Annotated in this window: 16 protein-coding genes, 4 tRNA genes and 1 riboswitch; of the genes, 13 read left to right on the top strand and 7 right to left on the bottom strand. The window is 58.8% G+C overall.

All coding sequences use genetic code 11. The annotated features are described in order from the left end of the window. Positions 1-22 precede the first annotated feature (22 nt). The gene (locus AB4Y71_RS03345) at positions 23-511 is read right to left on the bottom strand and encodes a YajQ family cyclic di-GMP-binding protein (RefSeq protein WP_013349742.1); all 489 of its coding nucleotides are present in this window, start codon (positions 509-511) and stop codon (positions 23-25) included. Between the two features lie 182 nt (positions 512-693). On the opposite strand from AB4Y71_RS03345, the gene AB4Y71_RS03350 reads away from it, so the two are divergent. Further along, positions 694-775, top strand: a tRNA-Tyr gene (locus tag AB4Y71_RS03350). A gap of 141 nt (positions 776-916) precedes the next feature. Continuing rightward, positions 917-1291 carry a thioredoxin gene (gene trxA / locus AB4Y71_RS03355; RefSeq protein WP_013349740.1) on the top strand — a complete coding sequence of 125 codons (375 nt, stop codon included), beginning with the start codon at positions 917-919 and terminating at the stop codon, positions 1289-1291. Positions 1292-1315: 24 nt separating this feature from the next. Here trxA and AB4Y71_RS03360 read toward each other — a convergent pair whose 3' ends face one another. Further along, positions 1316-2278, bottom strand: coding sequence for a DNA-3-methyladenine glycosylase family protein (locus tag AB4Y71_RS03360; protein ID WP_013349739.1), 963 nt, complete (start codon positions 2276-2278; stop codon positions 1316-1318). Positions 2279-2417: 139 nt separating this feature from the next. Here AB4Y71_RS03360 and AB4Y71_RS03365 point away from each other — a divergent pair, with 139 nt between their 5' ends. Then, complete coding sequence (locus AB4Y71_RS03365) at positions 2418-3782, top strand: pyridoxal-phosphate dependent enzyme (RefSeq protein ID WP_102597321.1); 1365 nt, start codon at positions 2418-2420, stop codon at positions 3780-3782. Positions 3783-3809: 27 nt separating this feature from the next. Further along, positions 3810-4967 (top strand): cystathionine gamma-synthase, encoded by a 1158-nt coding sequence (locus AB4Y71_RS03370; RefSeq protein WP_134779707.1) that lies wholly within the window; start codon positions 3810-3812, stop codon positions 4965-4967. A gap of 98 nt (positions 4968-5065) precedes the next feature. Here the strand turns inward: AB4Y71_RS03370 and AB4Y71_RS03375 are convergent, their stop codons facing one another. Then, positions 5066-5482, bottom strand: coding sequence for a hypothetical protein (locus AB4Y71_RS03375; protein WP_013349736.1), 417 nt, complete (start codon positions 5480-5482; stop codon positions 5066-5068). A gap of 308 nt (positions 5483-5790) precedes the next feature. Between AB4Y71_RS03375 and AB4Y71_RS03380 the strand changes: the two genes are divergently transcribed. Then, the gene (locus AB4Y71_RS03380) at positions 5791-7707 is read left to right on the top strand and encodes a DEAD/DEAH box helicase (protein WP_193057675.1); all 1917 of its coding nucleotides are present in this window, start codon (positions 5791-5793) and stop codon (positions 7705-7707) included. A 93-nt stretch (positions 7708-7800) separates the two neighbouring features. Here the strand turns inward: AB4Y71_RS03380 and thiC are convergent, their stop codons facing one another. Beyond that, the gene (gene thiC, locus AB4Y71_RS03385; RefSeq protein WP_441717979.1) at positions 7801-9543 is read right to left on the bottom strand and encodes a phosphomethylpyrimidine synthase ThiC; all 1743 of its coding nucleotides are present in this window, start codon (positions 9541-9543) and stop codon (positions 7801-7803) included. Beyond that, a riboswitch (TPP riboswitch) is annotated at positions 9540-9647 on the bottom strand. It overlaps the preceding gene by 4 nt. A gap of 200 nt (positions 9648-9847) precedes the next feature. Continuing rightward, positions 9848-9919 (bottom strand) — tRNA-Thr (locus AB4Y71_RS03390). 513 nt (positions 9920-10432) lie between these two features. Here AB4Y71_RS03390 and AB4Y71_RS03395 point away from each other — a divergent pair. Together AB4Y71_RS03395 and AB4Y71_RS03400 are read left to right on the top strand one after the other, a co-directional pair. Further along, positions 10433-10504: transfer RNA gene (locus AB4Y71_RS03395), tRNA-Thr, on the top strand. Positions 10505-10551: 47 nt separating this feature from the next. Beyond that, positions 10552-10628: transfer RNA gene (locus tag AB4Y71_RS03400), tRNA-Met, on the top strand. Between the two features lie 162 nt (positions 10629-10790). Here the strand turns inward: AB4Y71_RS03400 and AB4Y71_RS03405 are convergent. Beyond that, the gene (locus AB4Y71_RS03405) at positions 10791-11054 is read right to left on the bottom strand and encodes a hypothetical protein (RefSeq protein WP_134779711.1); all 264 of its coding nucleotides are present in this window, start codon (positions 11052-11054) and stop codon (positions 10791-10793) included. Between the two features lie 264 nt (positions 11055-11318). Continuing rightward, entirely contained in the window at positions 11319-12137 is an 819-nt protein-coding gene (locus AB4Y71_RS03410) for a GTP pyrophosphokinase (protein WP_441717982.1), read from the bottom strand. 194 nt (positions 12138-12331) lie between these two features. Between AB4Y71_RS03410 and AB4Y71_RS03415 the strand changes: the two genes are divergently transcribed. The 6 genes from AB4Y71_RS03415 (at position 12332) to AB4Y71_RS03440 (ending at position 16953) form a co-directional block, all read left to right on the top strand. Beyond that, entirely contained in the window at positions 12332-13273 is a 942-nt protein-coding gene (locus tag AB4Y71_RS03415; protein ID WP_441717985.1) for a DUF2797 domain-containing protein, read from the top strand. Between the two features lie 99 nt (positions 13274-13372). Next, on the top strand, positions 13373-13648 hold the full coding sequence (locus AB4Y71_RS03420) for a hypothetical protein (RefSeq protein ID WP_013349730.1): 276 nt from the start codon (positions 13373-13375) through the stop codon (positions 13646-13648). Between the two features lie 98 nt (positions 13649-13746). Next, positions 13747-14193 (top strand): MaoC family dehydratase N-terminal domain-containing protein, encoded by a 447-nt coding sequence (locus AB4Y71_RS03425; protein WP_013349729.1) that lies wholly within the window; start codon positions 13747-13749, stop codon positions 14191-14193. Positions 14194-14195: 2 nt separating this feature from the next. Next, the gene (locus AB4Y71_RS03430) at positions 14196-14636 is read left to right on the top strand and encodes a MaoC family dehydratase (RefSeq protein ID WP_102597328.1); all 441 of its coding nucleotides are present in this window, start codon (positions 14196-14198) and stop codon (positions 14634-14636) included. Between the two features lie 2 nt (positions 14637-14638). After that, entirely contained in the window at positions 14639-15838 is a 1200-nt protein-coding gene (locus AB4Y71_RS03435; protein ID WP_134779713.1) for an MFS transporter, read from the top strand. Positions 15839-15891: 53 nt separating this feature from the next. Beyond that, complete coding sequence (locus AB4Y71_RS03440; RefSeq protein WP_134779714.1) at positions 15892-16953, top strand: UDP-N-acetylmuramate dehydrogenase; 1062 nt, start codon at positions 15892-15894, stop codon at positions 16951-16953. Positions 16954-16968: the final 15 nt, after the last annotated feature.

The raw sequence follows: 16968 nt of genomic DNA on the forward strand, positions 1-16968 counted from the left end.
GCTTAATGGCGCACGGTGAGTCTTAGCGGAAATTCACGAACTGCAGGTCGGCTTCCTCGAAGTCACGCAGCAGAGCCATGGTGGCCTGCAGATCATCGCGGGACTTCGAAGATACTCGCAGCTCGTCACCCTGGATGGTGGACTTGACGCCCTTAGGAGCCTCATCGCGAATCAACTTGTTGATCTTCTTGGCAACATCCTGGGCGATGCCCTCCTTGATACTTGCCTCAATGCGGTATTCCTTGCCCGAGGCGAATGGCTCGCCGGCATCCAGGGATTTCAAGGAAATGCCGCGCTTGACCAGCTTGGACTGGAAGACATCGAGCACTGCGTTCACGCGCTCTTCCGAGTTGGCCTTCATCAGGATCTTCTCGCCGCTGAAATCAACTTCAGCGCCAATGCCCTTGAAATCGTAGCGCTGTACGATTTCCTTCTGAGCCTGGTTCATCGCGTTGGCGACTTCCTGGCTATCAACCTTGCTTACGACGTCGAATGTGGAATCACTAGCCATGTGAATACTCCTAGTTGAAACGGGTCTGATTCGATTCATAGCCTACCGGTTTTACCCTCTGAATTTGGGGTGTGATCAGGCTTACAGCAAAAACACCCTTCTCGATTTCACAACATCGAAAATCTCCTGTAGAGTTATTTCTCGTTCCGACAAGAGCAAATGTTCTTGAAGCGAACGTACTCGGCAGATTACCCGAGTGGCCAAAGGGGGCTGACTGTAAATCAGCTGGCAACGCCTTCACTGGTTCGAATCCAGTATCTGCCACAAAATAACTCCCGGATCTTAGGATCCGGGAGTTTTTTGCATACGGAAGGTATGCATGGCTACCGGCATTGTTTTTATTCCCGGGTCCAACCAAGATCACCTTTCTACATATTTCAAATAAGGATCGGCTACCGTATAACCATGGCAACGAAAAATGTGAGCGAAGACGAATTCGCGCAGCTGATTGATGAGAACGACATCGTCCTGGTGGACTTCTGGGCAGCTTGGTGCGGACCATGCCGTAATTTTGCGCCGGTTTACGAGCAGACTTCCGAGAAGTTCAGCGATGTAGTTTTTGCCAAGGTGGATACCGAAGCAGAGCAGGGCTTGGCCCGCGCCGCGAATGTCACCTCGATTCCAACCATCATGGCTTTCCGCGAAAACGTCCTCGTGTTCTCGCAGGCTGGTGCGCTGAACCAGACCCAGCTCGAAGACCTTGTCACCGCAGTCAAGGGCATCGACATGAGCGAAGTGCATAAGCAGATTGCTGAAGAAGCCGCACAGGCTGATTCCTAAGTATCCTTTCTAGCTTCGGACTCCTTAGCGCCGCCGGTGATCCAACGGCGCGTAGCGGGGTCCGAAGCTTTGTTTTTTCTGCCCCGAAAGCATCAGCATCCGCACGACGCGTTGACGATGCGGGGCGTAGGGTGCCAATAATTCCAGCATTTGCGAATCACTGATTCGTTTTCCGGTCAGCACCTGGCCAACAAAATCGGCAAGATGGTAATCACCCACCGAAATAAAGTCACCGGCTCCATGGGAGCGTTGCAAAGTTTCGGCAATGGTCCATGGCCCAATACCGGGCACCGAAGCCAAAGCGGCCGCCAACGTTCCCGGAGGCATTGCCGCAGGTTTGACCTGGTCAATTGGTTGGCCAGCCCACCACTGCAAACTATGCGCCACCTGCACCAGGCGTCCCATGGTGTTGGCTCGTTGGGCTTCCACCCTCGCCTTTTGCCAGTCCCATCGCTTCATGGATGCCAACCGGTGCGGTTCGGGAAAAATCATCAGCCCTTCGGGTACCGGACCGGGAGCGCGGTGTCCTAGATGGCGGATTATCCAACGCCACGCATGATTAGCTTCAATTCCGGTTACCCGTTGTTCCAAGATCGCACCTGCCGCGTGCTCGAAGATCCGCCCGGTAGTGGGCAATACCGCATCGGGATGTTCCAGTCGGGTACGCGCAACGATCTGCGGGAATCTTCCTTCTTTGATTCCCTGGTCAAAATCGCTCCAGTCATCCAAAGCGCCCAGCAAATTCGGCGCAGACTCCAAAGCCCACTGTGCTCCCGGGCCCCACGCCTGCAATGCCGCAGGCGAGCTGGTTGAAGGCTTGTGCAAATGCAATGAGGCATCTCCCAAGGGTGTGGCAAAAGCTAGCCACGCCTCGGTGGCCGATAAGCGGATGGTCGGATCACCCAGGCCACGGCGCAGGATTCCCAAAGTCTTGAGCAGCGATACCGGGCGCTTCGGGTCGTACTGGACGCTCAACGACTTCTCCATAATTCGCATCTTATAGCGTCCGCCCCACAGAAACGCGGGCCCGCTGCCGCTAGCACTGGAGAAAACTCTTCGTCCACTGCGTGACGTTTCGCTACGTACCGGAACGACATGTATGACGTACGCCGGTAAAGTTCTTGACATGAAGTATGCGTCCACAGTTCTAGATCTGATCGGCAATACCCCGCTGGTGAAGCTCAATCGAGTCACCGACGGAATCAAAGCCACCGTGTTGGTGAAACTTGAGTACTTGAATCCGGGCGGTTCCATCAAGGACCGCATCGCATTGAAGATGGTCGAGCGCGCCGAAGAATCCGGCCAGCTCAAGCCCGGCGGAACCATCGTGGAACCAACCAGCGGCAACACCGGTGTTGGTTTGGCCATGGTCGGCCAGCTCAAGGGCTACGACACCATTTTCGTCACCCCGGATAAGGTGGGCGAAGAAAAGCGCGACGTATTGCGTGCCTACGGTGCCAAGGTCGTTGTCACCCCAACCGCAGTCGCCCCGGATTCGCCCCAGTCCTACTACGGAGTTTCGGACCGTCTGGTCACCGAGATTGACGGCGCCTACAAGCCGGACCAGTTCTCCAATCCCGGCGCACCCGATAGCCACTTCGAAACCACCGGCCCGGAAATCTGGAATGACACCGAAGGCAAGCTGACCCACGCAGTAATCAGCGCCGGCACCGGCGGCACCATCACCGGCACCGGACGTTATCTCAAGCAGATCTCCGCCGACCGCGCCTCGGGCCCGGTCAAGATCATCGCCGCGGACCCCGATGGCTCGGTCTACTCCGGTGGCACCGGCCGCCCGTACTTCGTTGAAGGCGTGGGCGAAGACATGTGGCCGGGGAACTACGACCCATCCGTCCCGGATGTTGTCGAACCAGTCACCGACGCGGAATCATTTGAAATGACCCGCCGTCTGGCCAAGGAAGAAGGCCTGCTGCTGGGCGGTTCCTCGGGCATGGCCGTGGTTGCCGCATTGCGCGTGGCCAAGGACCTGGGCGAAGATGACGTCGTCGTGGTGATCGCTCCGGATGGCGGCCGCGGCTACCTGGCTAAGATCTTCAACGACCAGTGGATGCTGGACCAGGGCTTCACTACCGATGAATACTCCGCACTGGACTTCATCGGCGCCGCTCTGGCCAAGCAGGGCACTGGCACCGTAACCTTGGAAACCACCCTGGCTGAGGCTGCCAAGGCACTGCGCGAACAGGGCGATGACGCACTGGTGGTTTCTGCTGCACCGCTTCCGGCCCGTATCGGAGAAATCCGTGGGGTCATCGGGGCAGGGGACATCACCGATGCACTGCTCTCCGGCGCAGAACCAACCAGCACCCTGGCGGACCTAGGTGATCTGCCGATGCCGCTGATCGGCACTGCAGACACCGCCGAACATGCCCAAGAACTGCTCAAGAGCCATCCCGCGGTCTTGCTGACCAAGGGCGGCGAAGTGATCGCCGCAGCTACCGCAGCTGATCTATTGGCCTACTCCACCCGCTAGAGACAACACCTCAAAGGATTGATATCGATGACTGAAAACCATCAGGGAGCAAACACCCGCTTTGTCCATGCGGGCCAGGAATTCGAGCCGGTCACCGGTGCTGTAGTTCCACCGCTGCACTTCTCCTCGACCTACGCCCAGGACGGCATCGGCGGCCTGCGCAACGGCTACGAGTATGGCCGCGGCACCAACCCGACCCGCGACGCGTTGCAGGCACAGCTTGCTGGCGCCGAGTTCGGCAACCACGCTTTCTCCTTCAGCTCCGGCCTGGCCGCCGAGGACTCGCTGATCCGTGCGATTCTGCGTCCCGGTGACCACATCGTGCTGGGCAACGACGCCTACGGCGGAACCTTCCGCCTGATCGACCGCGTGCTGGGCGACTGGGGCATCGGCAACACCCCAGTGAACATGGCTGATGAAGCAGCGCTGGCTGCCGCCATCGAAAAGAACAAGGCCAAGCTGGTCTGGGTTGAAACCCCATCGAACCCGATGATGACCATCACCGACATCGCCAAGGTCGCTGAAATCGCCCACGCCGGCGGCGCGCTGCTGGTCGTGGACAACACCTTCGCCAGCCCATTCCTGCAGCAGCCGCTGACCTTGGGCGCTGACATCGTGGTCCACTCGACCACCAAGTACATTGGCGGCCACTCCGATGTGGTCGGCGGTGCAGTGATCGTCAAGGATGCGGCGCTGGCAGAAAAGATCGGCTTCATCCAGTTCGCCGTCGGTGCGGTCTCGGGCCCAATGGACGCCTTCTTGACTACCCGCGGGCTGAAGACCCTGGGCGTGCGCATGCGTGCCCACTCGGAGAACGCCGCACAGGTTGCCGGGTGGTTGCGCGATCGCAGCGAAGTGGAGCGCGTGCTCTACCCGGGCTTCGAAGACCACCCCGGCCACGAGATCGCCAAGAAGCAGATGTCCGGCTTCGGCGGCATGGTCTCGGTGCAGTTCAACGGCGGCGAAGCAGCAGCTCGCAAGATTGCCGAGAGCACCAAGCTGTTCACCCTGGCTGAATCCCTAGGTGGCATCGAATCGCTGATGAACTACCCATCGGAGATGACCCACGCTTCGGTGAAGGGCACCGAGCTGGCAGTTCCAGTGAACCTGCTGCGCCTCTCGGTTGGCATTGAAGACCCGGCCGATCTGATTGAGGATCTGGAAAAGGCCTTCACCAACCTCTAAGGCCAAAGCCAAAGGACCTGAGTTCCGCTGCCTAACGGGCAAGCGGACCTCAGGTCCTTTGTTCTTTCAGTTGTGCAGCCTGCTTGCTGGTGGCCTGCCTACCGGCGGGGCTTGGCGGGCTTGGGATCTACGATCTTGAAGTACTTGTTGCTTGCAGGCATCCACATCAGCACCACGCTGAACATGATGATGGCCGCCAGGATCGAATAACGGCCGAATCGCAGCAGCAACGGCAGTGCGGTGATCAGTCCGACCCAGGACAATTGGGTGCGTGCTGCCCGGTCTCCGGTGAATAAGCGGTAACCCAGCACACAGCAGGCCAGGCCGGCGGCGGCAAAAAGGATGATCAGTGCAATGACCGCGAAGCCCATGGTGGACTGCTGGGTATGCTCATGAACCAGGAAGCCGCCGAAGCCGAGAAAAAGCACTCCGGCTAGGAGCCATAGCATTTGGGCGATGAATAATCCGCCGGGGGTTGGCTCGTTGGGACGTCGTGGAAAAAGTGGTTTCTTCACATGTACAACCCTACGTGTTCCAGCGCGGTGCCCGATCTCACACGCTCTGGACACTGACAATAGTGGTGGGTTCAAGCTAGCATTAAGTGTTCGCGAACATCAGGGTATCCCTCTCGCATCCAGCCCAATTTTTGAGGCCGGAGCCTTCTCGTGTTGTATTTTCCGCAAAGTGTGTGCGGGTCTTTATGTCATAGGGGAGCGCTTGATGAGCGTGACTTGTATCTGACTGTGCAGCCTATACGTCGTTTCTTTTGGGACGGCCAAGGCCTATCCCCAAACGAATGAGGTAATTCTTCGTGTCTTCTGACATGCCCGTAAACACCGACGACAACCAGACCCCAGAAGAGCCAACTGTGCTCTTCTCCGAACTTGGTCTGGATGCCCGCGTGCTTGCATCGCTTGCCGACCTTGGCTACGAAAAGCCATCGCCAATCCAGGCAGCAACCATCCCACTGCTTCTCGAAGGCCGCGACGTTGTCGGTCTGGCTCAGACCGGTACCGGTAAGACCGCTGCTTTCGCACTTCCTGCCCTGTCCCGCATGGCAGAACTGGCTGACACCAATGGTCCAGCCAAGACCCCTCAGATCCTGGTTCTGGCTCCAACCCGCGAGTTGGCCCTCCAGGTAGCCGAGGCTTTCACTTCCTACGCCAAGTACCTGCCGAACTTCACCGTTCTGCCAGTGTACGGTGGCTCGCCATACGGCCCGCAGCTCAACGGCCTGCGCCGTGGCGCCCAGGTAGTCGTTGGTACCCCAGGTCGCGTAATCGACCACATCAACAAGGGTTCCTTGGACCTGTCCAACCTGCAGTACGTTGTCCTTGATGAGGCCGACGAAATGCTGCGCATGGGCTTCGCCGAAGAGGTCGACAAGATCTTGGAAGCCACCCCAGAGGACAAGCAGGTTGCCCTGTTCTCGGCCACCATGCCACGCACCATCCGCCGCATCGCGTCGGAATACCTGCGCAACCCGCAGGAAGTTGCCGTGAAGTCCAAGCAGTCCACCGGCACCAACATCACCCAGCGCTACCTGCAGGTGATGGGCGCCCACAAGCTTGACGCCATGACCCGCATCCTGGAATCCGAGACCTTCGAAGGCGTTATCGCCTTCGTACGTACCAAGATGGCTACCGAGGACCTGGCTGACAAGTTGAAGGCTCGTGGCTTCACCGCTGCCGCCATCAACGGCGACATCCCGCAGCAGCAGCGCGAGCGCACCATCGAGAACTTGCGCTCGGGCAAGATCGACATCCTGGTTGCAACCGACGTGGCCGCTCGCGGACTTGACGTAGAGCGCATTTCCCACGTTGTGAACTTCGACATCCCGCATGACACCGAGTCGTACGTGCACCGCATCGGCCGTACCGGCCGTGCCGGCCGCAAGGGCGACGCGATCTTGTTCATGACCCCACGCGAGAAGTACTTGCTGCGTGCCATCGAGAAGGCTACCCGCCAGCCGGTGACCCAGATGCAGCTGCCTTCGCTGGATTCGGTCAACGACCGCCGTATCCAGAAGTTCACCGATCGCATCGACAAGACCATCAGCGGCCAGGACCTGACTACCTTCCGCGAAATCGTGGAGAAGTTCGCTTCCGAGCACGAAGACCTGGATCAGCTGGAAATCGCAGCTGCGCTGGCTCTGATGGCTCAGGGCGGTCGCCCGCTGCTGATGACCGAACCAGTCATGTCGCCTTCGAAGAAGGCCCGCATGGATCGCCCAGAGCGAGGCGGCGAACGCGGTGAGCGTGGCGATCGTGGTCCACGTGCCCGCAAGACCGCTGCTGAAGGCAACGCCATGTACCGTCTGGCCGTTGGCCGCCGCAACCGCGTGCAGCCAGGCTCGATCGTTGGCGCACTGGCTAACGAAGGTGGCTTCGATTCTTCGGAAATCGGCGGCATCGAGATCCGTTCGGACCACACCCTGGTCGAGCTGCCAGCCGAGCTGACCAAGGACCAGTGGCGTGCACTGTCCAAGACCCGCATCGGCGGCGAAGCCATTGAGCTCGAGCTCGACAATGGCCGCAGCCCACGTCGTGAAGACGACGGCGACCGCGGTGGCTTCCGCGGCGGCCGTGGCGGCGGCTTCGGTGGCGGTCGCAGTGGCGGCGGACGTGGCGGCTTCGGCGGTGGCCGTGGTGGCGGACGTGGCGGCTTCGGCGGCGGCGGACGCGGCGGCAAGGATCGCTACAGCGATTCGGGCCGTAGCGGTGGACGTCGCGACTACTAAGCCTGTCGCACACTAGCTGAACAGCATTAGATAACGCCCTCGGGGCAAGCATGAAGCTTGCTCCGAGGGCGTTTTCCGTTAACCGGAGCCCGCTTACGGGGCCGGGCTTCCCAACGGGATCTGGTCCCCGAGGTAGACCGTGCCGCCGCTTTCCAAGAACTGCCTGCTCTTCTGCGCCATCCCGGCCAGCGCGGCTTGGGCCTCGGCGGATCCGTACTCGTCACGGATATCCTGGGAAATGCGCATGGAACAGAACTTCGGCCCGCACATGGAGCAGAAATGCGCGGTCTTGGCTGGTTCGGCCGGCAGCGTCTCGTCATGGAATTCCTGGGCTGTGACCGGGTCCAGGGACAGCGCGAACTGGTCATGCCAGCGGAACTCGAAGCGCGCCTTGCTCAACGCATCATCGCGAGCCGTGGCCCCAGGGTGGCCCTTGGCCAGATCTGCGGCGTGCGCGGCGATCTTGTAGGTGATGACGCCGGTTTTCACATCATCCCGGTTAGGCAGTCCCAGATGCTCCTTGGGAGTGACGTAGCAGAGCATCGCGGTGCCGTAGCGGGCGATCTCGGTGGCGCCGATGGCGCTGGTGATGTGGTCGTAGCCCGGAGCGATATCGGTGACCAGCGGGCCCAGCGTGTAGAACGGAGCCCCATCGCACAGTTCCTGCTGGCGCTCCACATTCTCGCGCACCAGGTGGAACGGGATATGCCCCGGTCCTTCCACCATCACCTGAACGTCGTACTTCCAGGCGCGCTTGGTCAGCTCTGCCAAGGTGTCCAGCTCGGCGAACTGGGCGGCGTCATTGGCATCCGCAATGGAACCAGGGCGCAGCCCGTCGCCCAGCGAGAACGCCACATCGTACTGCGCGAAGATCTCGCACAGCTCATCGAAGTGGGTGTAGAGGAAATTCTCCTGATGGTGCGCCAAGCACCAGCCTGCCATGATGGACCCGCCGCGCGAGACCATGCCGGTGACGCGGTTGGCGGTCAGCGGGATGTAGCGCAGCAGCACTCCGGCGTGGATGGTCATGTAGTCCACGCCCTGCTCGCACTGCTCAATGACGGTGTCCCGGAAGATCTCCCACGTCAGTTCATTAGCTTCGCCATTGACCTTCTCCAGAGCCTGGTAGATCGGCACGGTGCCGATGGGCACCGGCGAATTGCGGATGATCCACTCGCGGGTGGTGTGGATGTCATCTCCGGTGGACAGATCCATGACCGTGTCCGCACCCCACTTGGCTGCCCACTGCAGCTTGGAGACTTCCTCGGCGATGGAGCTGGTCACCGCCGAATTGCCGATATTCGCATTGATTTTCACCAAGAAGGCCTTGCCGATGATCATCGGCTCGGATTCCGGGTGGTTTATGTTCGCCGGGATGATGGCCCGGCCGGCCGCAAGCTCGCTGCGCACCAGTTCGACATCGCATTCTTCGCGTATGGCAACATAGCGCATTTCCGGGGTGATGATCCCGGCCCGGGCATAGTGCATCTGGGTCACACGGGCTGCGCTGACGGCCCTTCGCGGAGGCGCCGAGCGTCCGGCCCACTCTGCGCTGGCGGTGCCTCTGCGAACCGCAGAGCGTCCGTCATCGTGCAGATTGCGTTCTCGACCCTCATAGGTTTCCACATCCCCGCGTTCCAGGATCCACGGTTCGCGGAAAGGCTGCAATCCTTGGGTGGGTTCGCTTCCCGGTCCGCTGGTGCGATACACCTGCAACGGTTCATTTAGCTCGCCATTGGGGGAGCCAGCCAATTGGATCTGGGTGACGGGAACGGAAATTCCCTCAGACACGCGGTAGGCAAGGGTGTGGGCAAGGTGCTGTTCAAATTGTTCCACTGGGGAAACTCACTTCCTTCGCCGGCATTACCCGGACAGGTTCAACGGTCGCGGACGGCGATAGTCCGATCTCAGCCCTTGCCAGGGCACCCGTGTGGTCGCGATCAACTTAGCACGATTTCTGCCAGAAAAGACAGCAGCGCTGCACAAATTATGGATGTGAAGAAGCAGCGGTCCAGAAGATGGGAAGTGGTTTCACTCTCGCTGGCAGCTGGGAAACAGGCTGCTGTGGGGCGTAGTGGGAGAAACTTTTGGGGAAACGAAAAGAGAGACAATCTGCAATCAGATTGTCTCTCTTATTTCGAGCCCCCTGCCGGAATCGATCCGGCGACCTCGTTCTTACCAAGAACGCGCTCTACCACTGAGCTAAGGGGGCAACAGGTAAATACTTTACACAGGTTTTTAAGGTTTGCAAAATCCGCTGAGAATTTGTTGCTGACGTCACAACATCACTACTCAGGTTGCGTTTGGTGCATAGATACCCGAGTGTGAAATTAGCTGGGTAGTGAAAGGAATTTGAGGCATTCAGCATCTTAGAAAAGATCTTTTTCTTGCTTTGATGCTCCGGGCGCCCACCGCGGCTTCGTGCAGGGGTTTGCTGCCGATGGGAACGGGTTTCCCGTCGGGCGTCAGGACGGTTGCTGGGCAAAGTCACCTGATCATCGTTCGAGGCATGCGGTCTAGTGCAAAAGCGCTAGTGAGCCCAGGGAATTACCAAAGTGAGCATCGTCACCCAAGCCCTTTTTGTGCCACTCATAGTTCTACGTCGCATGGGCCCTGCATGTAAATTAGCACTGACTAGGCCTTATTCGTTTTGGATGGGCCATTCCTATGGGCGAGTTGGCCGATTTTTCTTTGCTGGGAAATCCGTGTAGAGTATTTACTCGTTGCCCCCTTAGCTCAGTGGTAGAGCGCGTTCTTGGTAAGAACGAGGTCGCCGGATCGATTCCGGCAGGGGGCTCTGAGTGAGAAGCTTTCTTGGCTTCTACTGGATTGCTTCTCACTTGTGGCGGCGTAGCTCAGCTGGTTAGAGCGCACGACTCATAATCGTGAGGTCCCGGGATCGAGTCCCGGCGCCGCTACCAAATGAAGACCCGCAGCTTTTGCTGTGGGTCTTTTTTGGATTTCAGGCACTCAGGACAAATCGGGCCCCTAAGTAAGGTCTGGAGAATTCTTGAATTTTTCGCCTGCTTGCTTGCCTGCCAAGTGATTCGTTTGTGAATCACCTGGCAGGTGAAGATCGCTTCTTATGGCTTTGGCTTGCCCAGTGCGTTGACTGCATCGCTTATCGTCGCGCCGCGGTGCTGCTGCCGGTAGGCTTTGACATCTTTCGGGTCAAGATCACTGGCATCCACAGTGACTTTTTGCTGTTTGTCGCGGAACCAGAACCACCCCATCAAAGCCCAGCTGCCAAGCAAGAGGCCATAGATTGGTTCATCGGATACCACGATGAGAAGTGCTGCCAGGAGAGCCAACGTCAAGATTGCCATTTCGCGTGCTGCTTTGCTCATCGAATGCCCCTAACTAATGCCTGCCGCCTCGAATCGAAAAACTATACTGCGCGGTCGTGGTCCCAAGGGTTCATGAATGTTCCAAGTTGCTTGAGGGGGTGATGTCCAGCCTCATGCCCGGATATTCCCACTCTATGAATTAATATGCGTCTTGTAAATCCTACTTTTGTGGGAGGAAACTTCTGGATTCGAGCAGTGGTTCTGCTTGGGCAAACCGCGGTAACCGAACACAAGAAATTACCGGGAGCACCGTATGGGCGGGAACTAGCTTTTTGACCCGGTGGACTTGCGCTTCTCCGCGCTTGATTCCCTGGCCAACGACAAGAGATTGTCGATTGCCGTGTTGTCGAAATCAGTGTGGCTGGCACCGTCGTGGTCGGCATCGTGGCCATGGACTTCGGTATGCAGCCGTTGCATTCGCATGTCCAAGGTCGTGGCGATTGCGGCCGCTTCAGCAAGCTCGTCCGCAAGACGGGCTGGAACGTCCCCTTCATACTTATAGAAAATCTTATGTTCCAAGCTGGCCCAGAAATCTTGGGCAATTGTGCGGATCTGCACTTCAACGACAACATTGACCGGCCCGTCGGACAAGAACACCGGAATCTCGATAATCGCGTGCACGCTCTTGTAACCGTTGGATTTTGGATTCTTGATGTAATCCTTGATCTGGATGACCTTCAGATCACTTTGAGAAGTTAGCGTGTTCAAGACCTTGTAGATGTCCTTCACGAAGCTGCAGGTGATGCGCACTCCAGCAATATCACTAATATTTTCCCGAATGATCGGCAAGGACGGAGCGATATTCCGCTTGCTCACCTTGCGCATGATGCTTTCAGGAGTTTTCACCCGTGAAGAAACATGCTCGATCGGGTTGTATTTATGCAGATACAAGAACTCTTCACGCAGAATTGAAACTTTAGTCAGCATTTCATCGACGGCGAATTGGTACTCCATCATGAAACGCTGGAAATCGTGATGGAACGCTTGTGCCATTTCCTGGAGCTCGGCAGGTGTTGCTTGCTTTGCAAGGGGAGCCGCAAGCGCTGCGTGAGACTCCTGATCGTGTTCGGCTGAAATTCTCAATCACCTCTGCGAATAGTTTTCATCCCAGCAAAGTAGAACTCACTGGGACTTCAGCCTAGTGCGCCCTCCTAAGAATTAGGCAAGAACAAGTAGAGAATTTGGCCAACTGGATTCTTGGGGCGCTTCGCAGGCACTTTAGAGTTCAGCGCAGCGGTGCTCTATCGTTGACTGGGTAACTGTGCGGAAAGGTATTGATGGAACTCGCTAGCGACTTTCGGCAGCTTTGCCACGGAATCAGCTTTTCCGAGCATGAGCCAGCGCCGATGCTTCGACTGCGGCAAGCAGCAAACTGGCGCACCGATTATCTGGAACCCAATCGTGTGCTGAGCCTGGAAATTGGCGACCTCAAATTCTGCCTGGGCTACGTCACGATGAACAAGGACGGTTCACGCAACACCTTGCCGTGCCCTAAGACCAAGGCCTTGCGCACCGGTACCCAATGCGATCGCTGCCGCCGGATGGACCAGACGAAGTTCATGCACCATTTCCACAAGACCGGTGAAGCTCCCGAGGGACTGCGCAAATATCTGGAGCAGCCGCATTTCTTGTATATCGCCAGCTTCGCCCATGGCGTGACCAAGGTCGGAACGACCTCTACGAAGAGCAAATGGAGCCGACTGGCCCAGCAGGGTGCGGTCATTGCCCGCTATGTTGCGCGTGCCTCAGATGGTGCGGCAATTCGAATTCTTGAAGATTTGGTGACTAAGCATGTGGGTCTGAGCCAGCAGGTTCGGCAGAAATCAAAGATCAAGGGGTTGAGCAGCTGGGAGCTGGACTACGCGCAGCTTGACGCCATCAATTCTGAAGCTGCCGAACGTGCACGGGAGTTCCTCGGATCCCAGCGCGGACTGGACACCTATGGCGTTGAATTACGCGACGAACTTTGGCAGCAGCCCTCCTTCGCCAAGCCGGTCATTGAAGCCTGGGATTCCCGTTCGTTGCATGCGTGGAGCAGCGTGCTGCCGGGCAGCACGGTGAATCTGCGTATCCGCGGGGTGCTGGGGCAAAGCATCCTTGCCGACAGCGGCGAGAACACCACGCTGCGCTTGCTTGATGCCGCAGAGCTGAAAACCCGCGCCGTGGCAGTCATAGAACAGCATGGTGACTTCAAAGAAGAGCAATCCGCATTGTTCTAAGCGTGCCACGCACCGAGCAGATGGTTTGTCGGGGGAGTCACGCGGAAATACCGCGCCCGCAATGAGAGCTGGCGCTGGGTGCTGAACTAGACTTGACCCATGACCAACACTCCTTGGGAATCAGCTTCCTCGCTCTATAAGAAGCTCGTCTTTATTGCGGTAAGCGTGATGGGCGCAGGCATCATCCTAGCTATCGTCGGCGCAAACATTCCTTCACTGCCCCTGGTGTATATCGCTATCGGGATCATGGTCCTCGGGATGCTCTGCCACATCGCTGGATTGGTAGTGCGTTCCAAGGACGCCCGTGCATGGCGCATCGCCAACGGGCTGGACAAGCCGCGCACCAAAAAGCGTTCTACCGAGACCGGGAAGTAGCTCCGGCAAGATTTGCACATCGTGGCCAGCTGGCTGGACCTGGAGCAGAATCCAGACCGGTGCACTGCGCTCACCAAGAACAACGTTCAGGAGAATCCATGGGCATCAACCCTGACCTGGTAGGGCGCATTTACCCTGCCGGCCAGTCCTACCAAGTAGGACGCGAAAAAATCCGCGAATTCGCCACCGCGGTGAAAGCCACTAGTCCGGCGCACTTCGATGTAGAAGCCGCCCGCAAGCTGGGCTTCAATGACGTCGTTGCCCCGCCAACTTTTGCGATCATCATCGCCCAGCGTGCCGACGCTCAGCTGATCGCCGACCCCGCCAGCGGCATTGACTTCTCCCGCGTGGTGCATGCTGACCAGCGCTTCACCCACCACCGCCCTATCGTTGCCGGTGATGAACTGCTCGCCGAGCTGTACGTGGACCAAGTCCGCGAAATGGGTGCCGGTGCCATGATTACCACTCGTGCAGAAATCACCACCGTGTCTGGCGATAAGATCGCCACCACCACTTCATCGCTACTGGTACGAGCAGAGGACTGATCATGATTGAATTCGAAAGCCTCGAAAAGGGCCAGATCATTGGTTCGCACACCGTGCAGGTCAACCGCGCCGACCTCGTGCGCTACGCAGGTGCCTCGGGGGACTTCAACCCGATTCACTGGAATGAGCGCTTCGCCAAGGAAGTTGAACTGCCCTCGGTCATTGCCCACGGCATGTTCACCATGGGCTCGGTCATCGAACTGGTCTCCACTTGGGTAGGCAACCCTGCAGCTGTCATCGACTACCAGACCCGCTTCACCAAGCCAGTGGTCGTCGAAGATCCTGAAGGCTCGAACCCAACGGATCACGAAGGCACCACCATCTCGGTAGAAGGCAAGGTCGGAGCACTGGATGCCGAAGCCCGTACCGCCCGCATCGACTTGGCCGTCTCGGCCAACGACAGCAAGGTACTGCTCAAGTGCCAGGCCGTGGTACAGCTCTAAGCATGCAACTCTCCGGTGATGCGCAGAAGCCAGTAACGCTCTGGCGCAACGCGCTGATGGCAGCCTACCTGGCCAGCGGTCTGCTGATCTCGGCCCTGGTTTCGCGGCTGCCCGCGGTGCGTGACGCCCTGCAACTGGACCACGCCAGTGTTGGCTTGCTGCTTCTGTGCATGAGCGCCGGATCCTTCCTATCGGTCGCCGTCTCCGGACAGCTGGTTCTGCGTCTTGGCGCCACCCTCGTCATGCGCATCGCCGCGACCCTGGCCGGAAGCTCACTGATCCTCGTGGGCGTCGGCGCCGGAGTCTTTGGAAGCGCCATCATGTGCGGCATCTTCCTCTTTACCCAAGGGCTGGGAACCGCTTCATGGAATGTGGCTTCCAACGTCCAGGGAGCCGCGATGGAACGCGCGCTAGGCAAGAGCATCATGCCTGCCCTGCACGGATTCTTCTCCATCGGCACCGTGATTGGTGCTGGCGCCGGGGCCCTTGGAGCCCGCCTACAGTTGCCGCTGCAGTACCACTACGGCTTCATGGGCCTGGTCATTGTCTTCACCGTCCTCTACAGCACCCGGTTCTATGGCGAAGACTTCAGCCGGGTGCCGCGCACCAGTGGTGGTACATCACTGAAAAAGGCGTGGACCGAACCACAAACGGTGCTGCTTGGCGTTCTGGTGTTGGGCATGGCCCTGGCCGAGGGTGCAGCCGGAGACTGGGTCGCCATGGCACTGGTAGATGGCTATGGGACCAAAGAAGGCGTGGGAGCTATTGGCTACGGCGTCTTCGTGACCGCCATGACCCTCACCCGGCTGCTCTCCGGGGACTTGATCCTGCGGCTGGGGCGGGTGGTGATGATCCGTGCCAGCGCCATCAGCGCACTGGTGGGCGTACTGCTCTTCGCCTTTGGCAATAGCCTGCCGCTGGCCTTCGTCGCCTTGGGGATCTGGGGCATGGGCGTGGCCCTGACTTTCCCGCTGGCCATGAGCGCGGCGTCGGATGATCCAATCCATGCCGCAACACGCGTATCGGTAGTCTCCACCATCGGCTACGGCGCCTTCCTGGGCGGTCCACCGCTCTTGGGCTTGCTTGCCGAACTGATCGGCTTGCTGCCGGCCCTGGGCTCCATTTCGATCTTGATAGTCCTGGCTTTCTGCCTGTCTTCAAATACCGCCGGATACCGCACCGGCGATCAAGACAAGGCATGAATCGCACGCCTGAGTGCACCCATTCGTCTTTTTATGGAAAGTAAACTGAAGCAATGCTGAAGAATCTGACCACGACCCGCGTTGGCGGGCCAGCCCAGCAATTGGTGACCGCAACCAGCGAAGCTGAATTGGCGCACGCCGTGGGGGCAGCAGATGACGCAGGAAATGATGTCCTGCTCATTGGCGGTGGCTCTAACCTGGTGATCTGCGATGAAGGATACCCAGGTGTGGGCGTGCAGATTGCCACCCGCGGACTGCACCTGGACGAACAGCCCAACGGCAAAGTCCTGCTGCGTGCGGCAGCCGGCGAGAACTGGGACGTCACCGTTGAATACAGCCTCACCGAAGGCCTGAGCGGCTTGGAAGCACTCTCGGGCATCCCGGGGTGCACCGGTGCCACCCCGGTGCAGAACGTCGGAGCCTATGGTGCTGACGTCTCGCAGACCTTGGCTTGGATCCGCGCCTATGACCGGCACAATGGGCAGGTCATCAAGCTTCAAAATGCTGATCTGGAATTTGCCTACCGCGATTCACTGATCAAGCGCACCAGCACCAACGGCTCCCCACGCTACGTCGTGCTGGAAGTGGCCTTCTTACTGGAACGCTCCAACGACTCAGCACCAATCCGCTACGCCGAACTCGCCCGCCGCCTGGGCGTGGAAGCCGGCGAACGCGCCGACGCGCACCAAGTGCGCCAGACAGTTCTGGAACTGCGCCGTTCCAAGGGCATGGTCTATGACCGGCAGGATGCTGATTCGCACTCCACCGGCTCCTTTTTCACCAACCCGATTGTGCCCAGAGAAATACTGGAGAACTTGCCGGACAACGCACCGAACTACCCGGTGGCGCAAGAAGGCTTCGTCAAGCTCTCGGCAGCCTGGTTGATCGACCAGGCGGGGTTCTCCAAGGGCTACGGGCTGGAAGGCACCGAGGGCTTCGCCCTGGCCCAGGGCCGTGCCTCGCTGTCCACCAAGCACACCTTGGCGATCACCAACCGCGGCGAAGCAACCGCACAGGACATTCTGGCTATTGCGCGAGCCGTCCGTGCAGGCGTGGCTGAGCGTTTCGGCATTGAACTGGTCAATGAGCCATTACTGATTGGCCTGTCCCTCTAAACTTCACAAAGGAGC

It is taken from the genome of Glutamicibacter sp. MCAF14, from assembly GCF_052114325.1.
GTDB lineage: Bacteria > Actinomycetota > Actinomycetes > Actinomycetales > Micrococcaceae > Glutamicibacter > Glutamicibacter arilaitensis.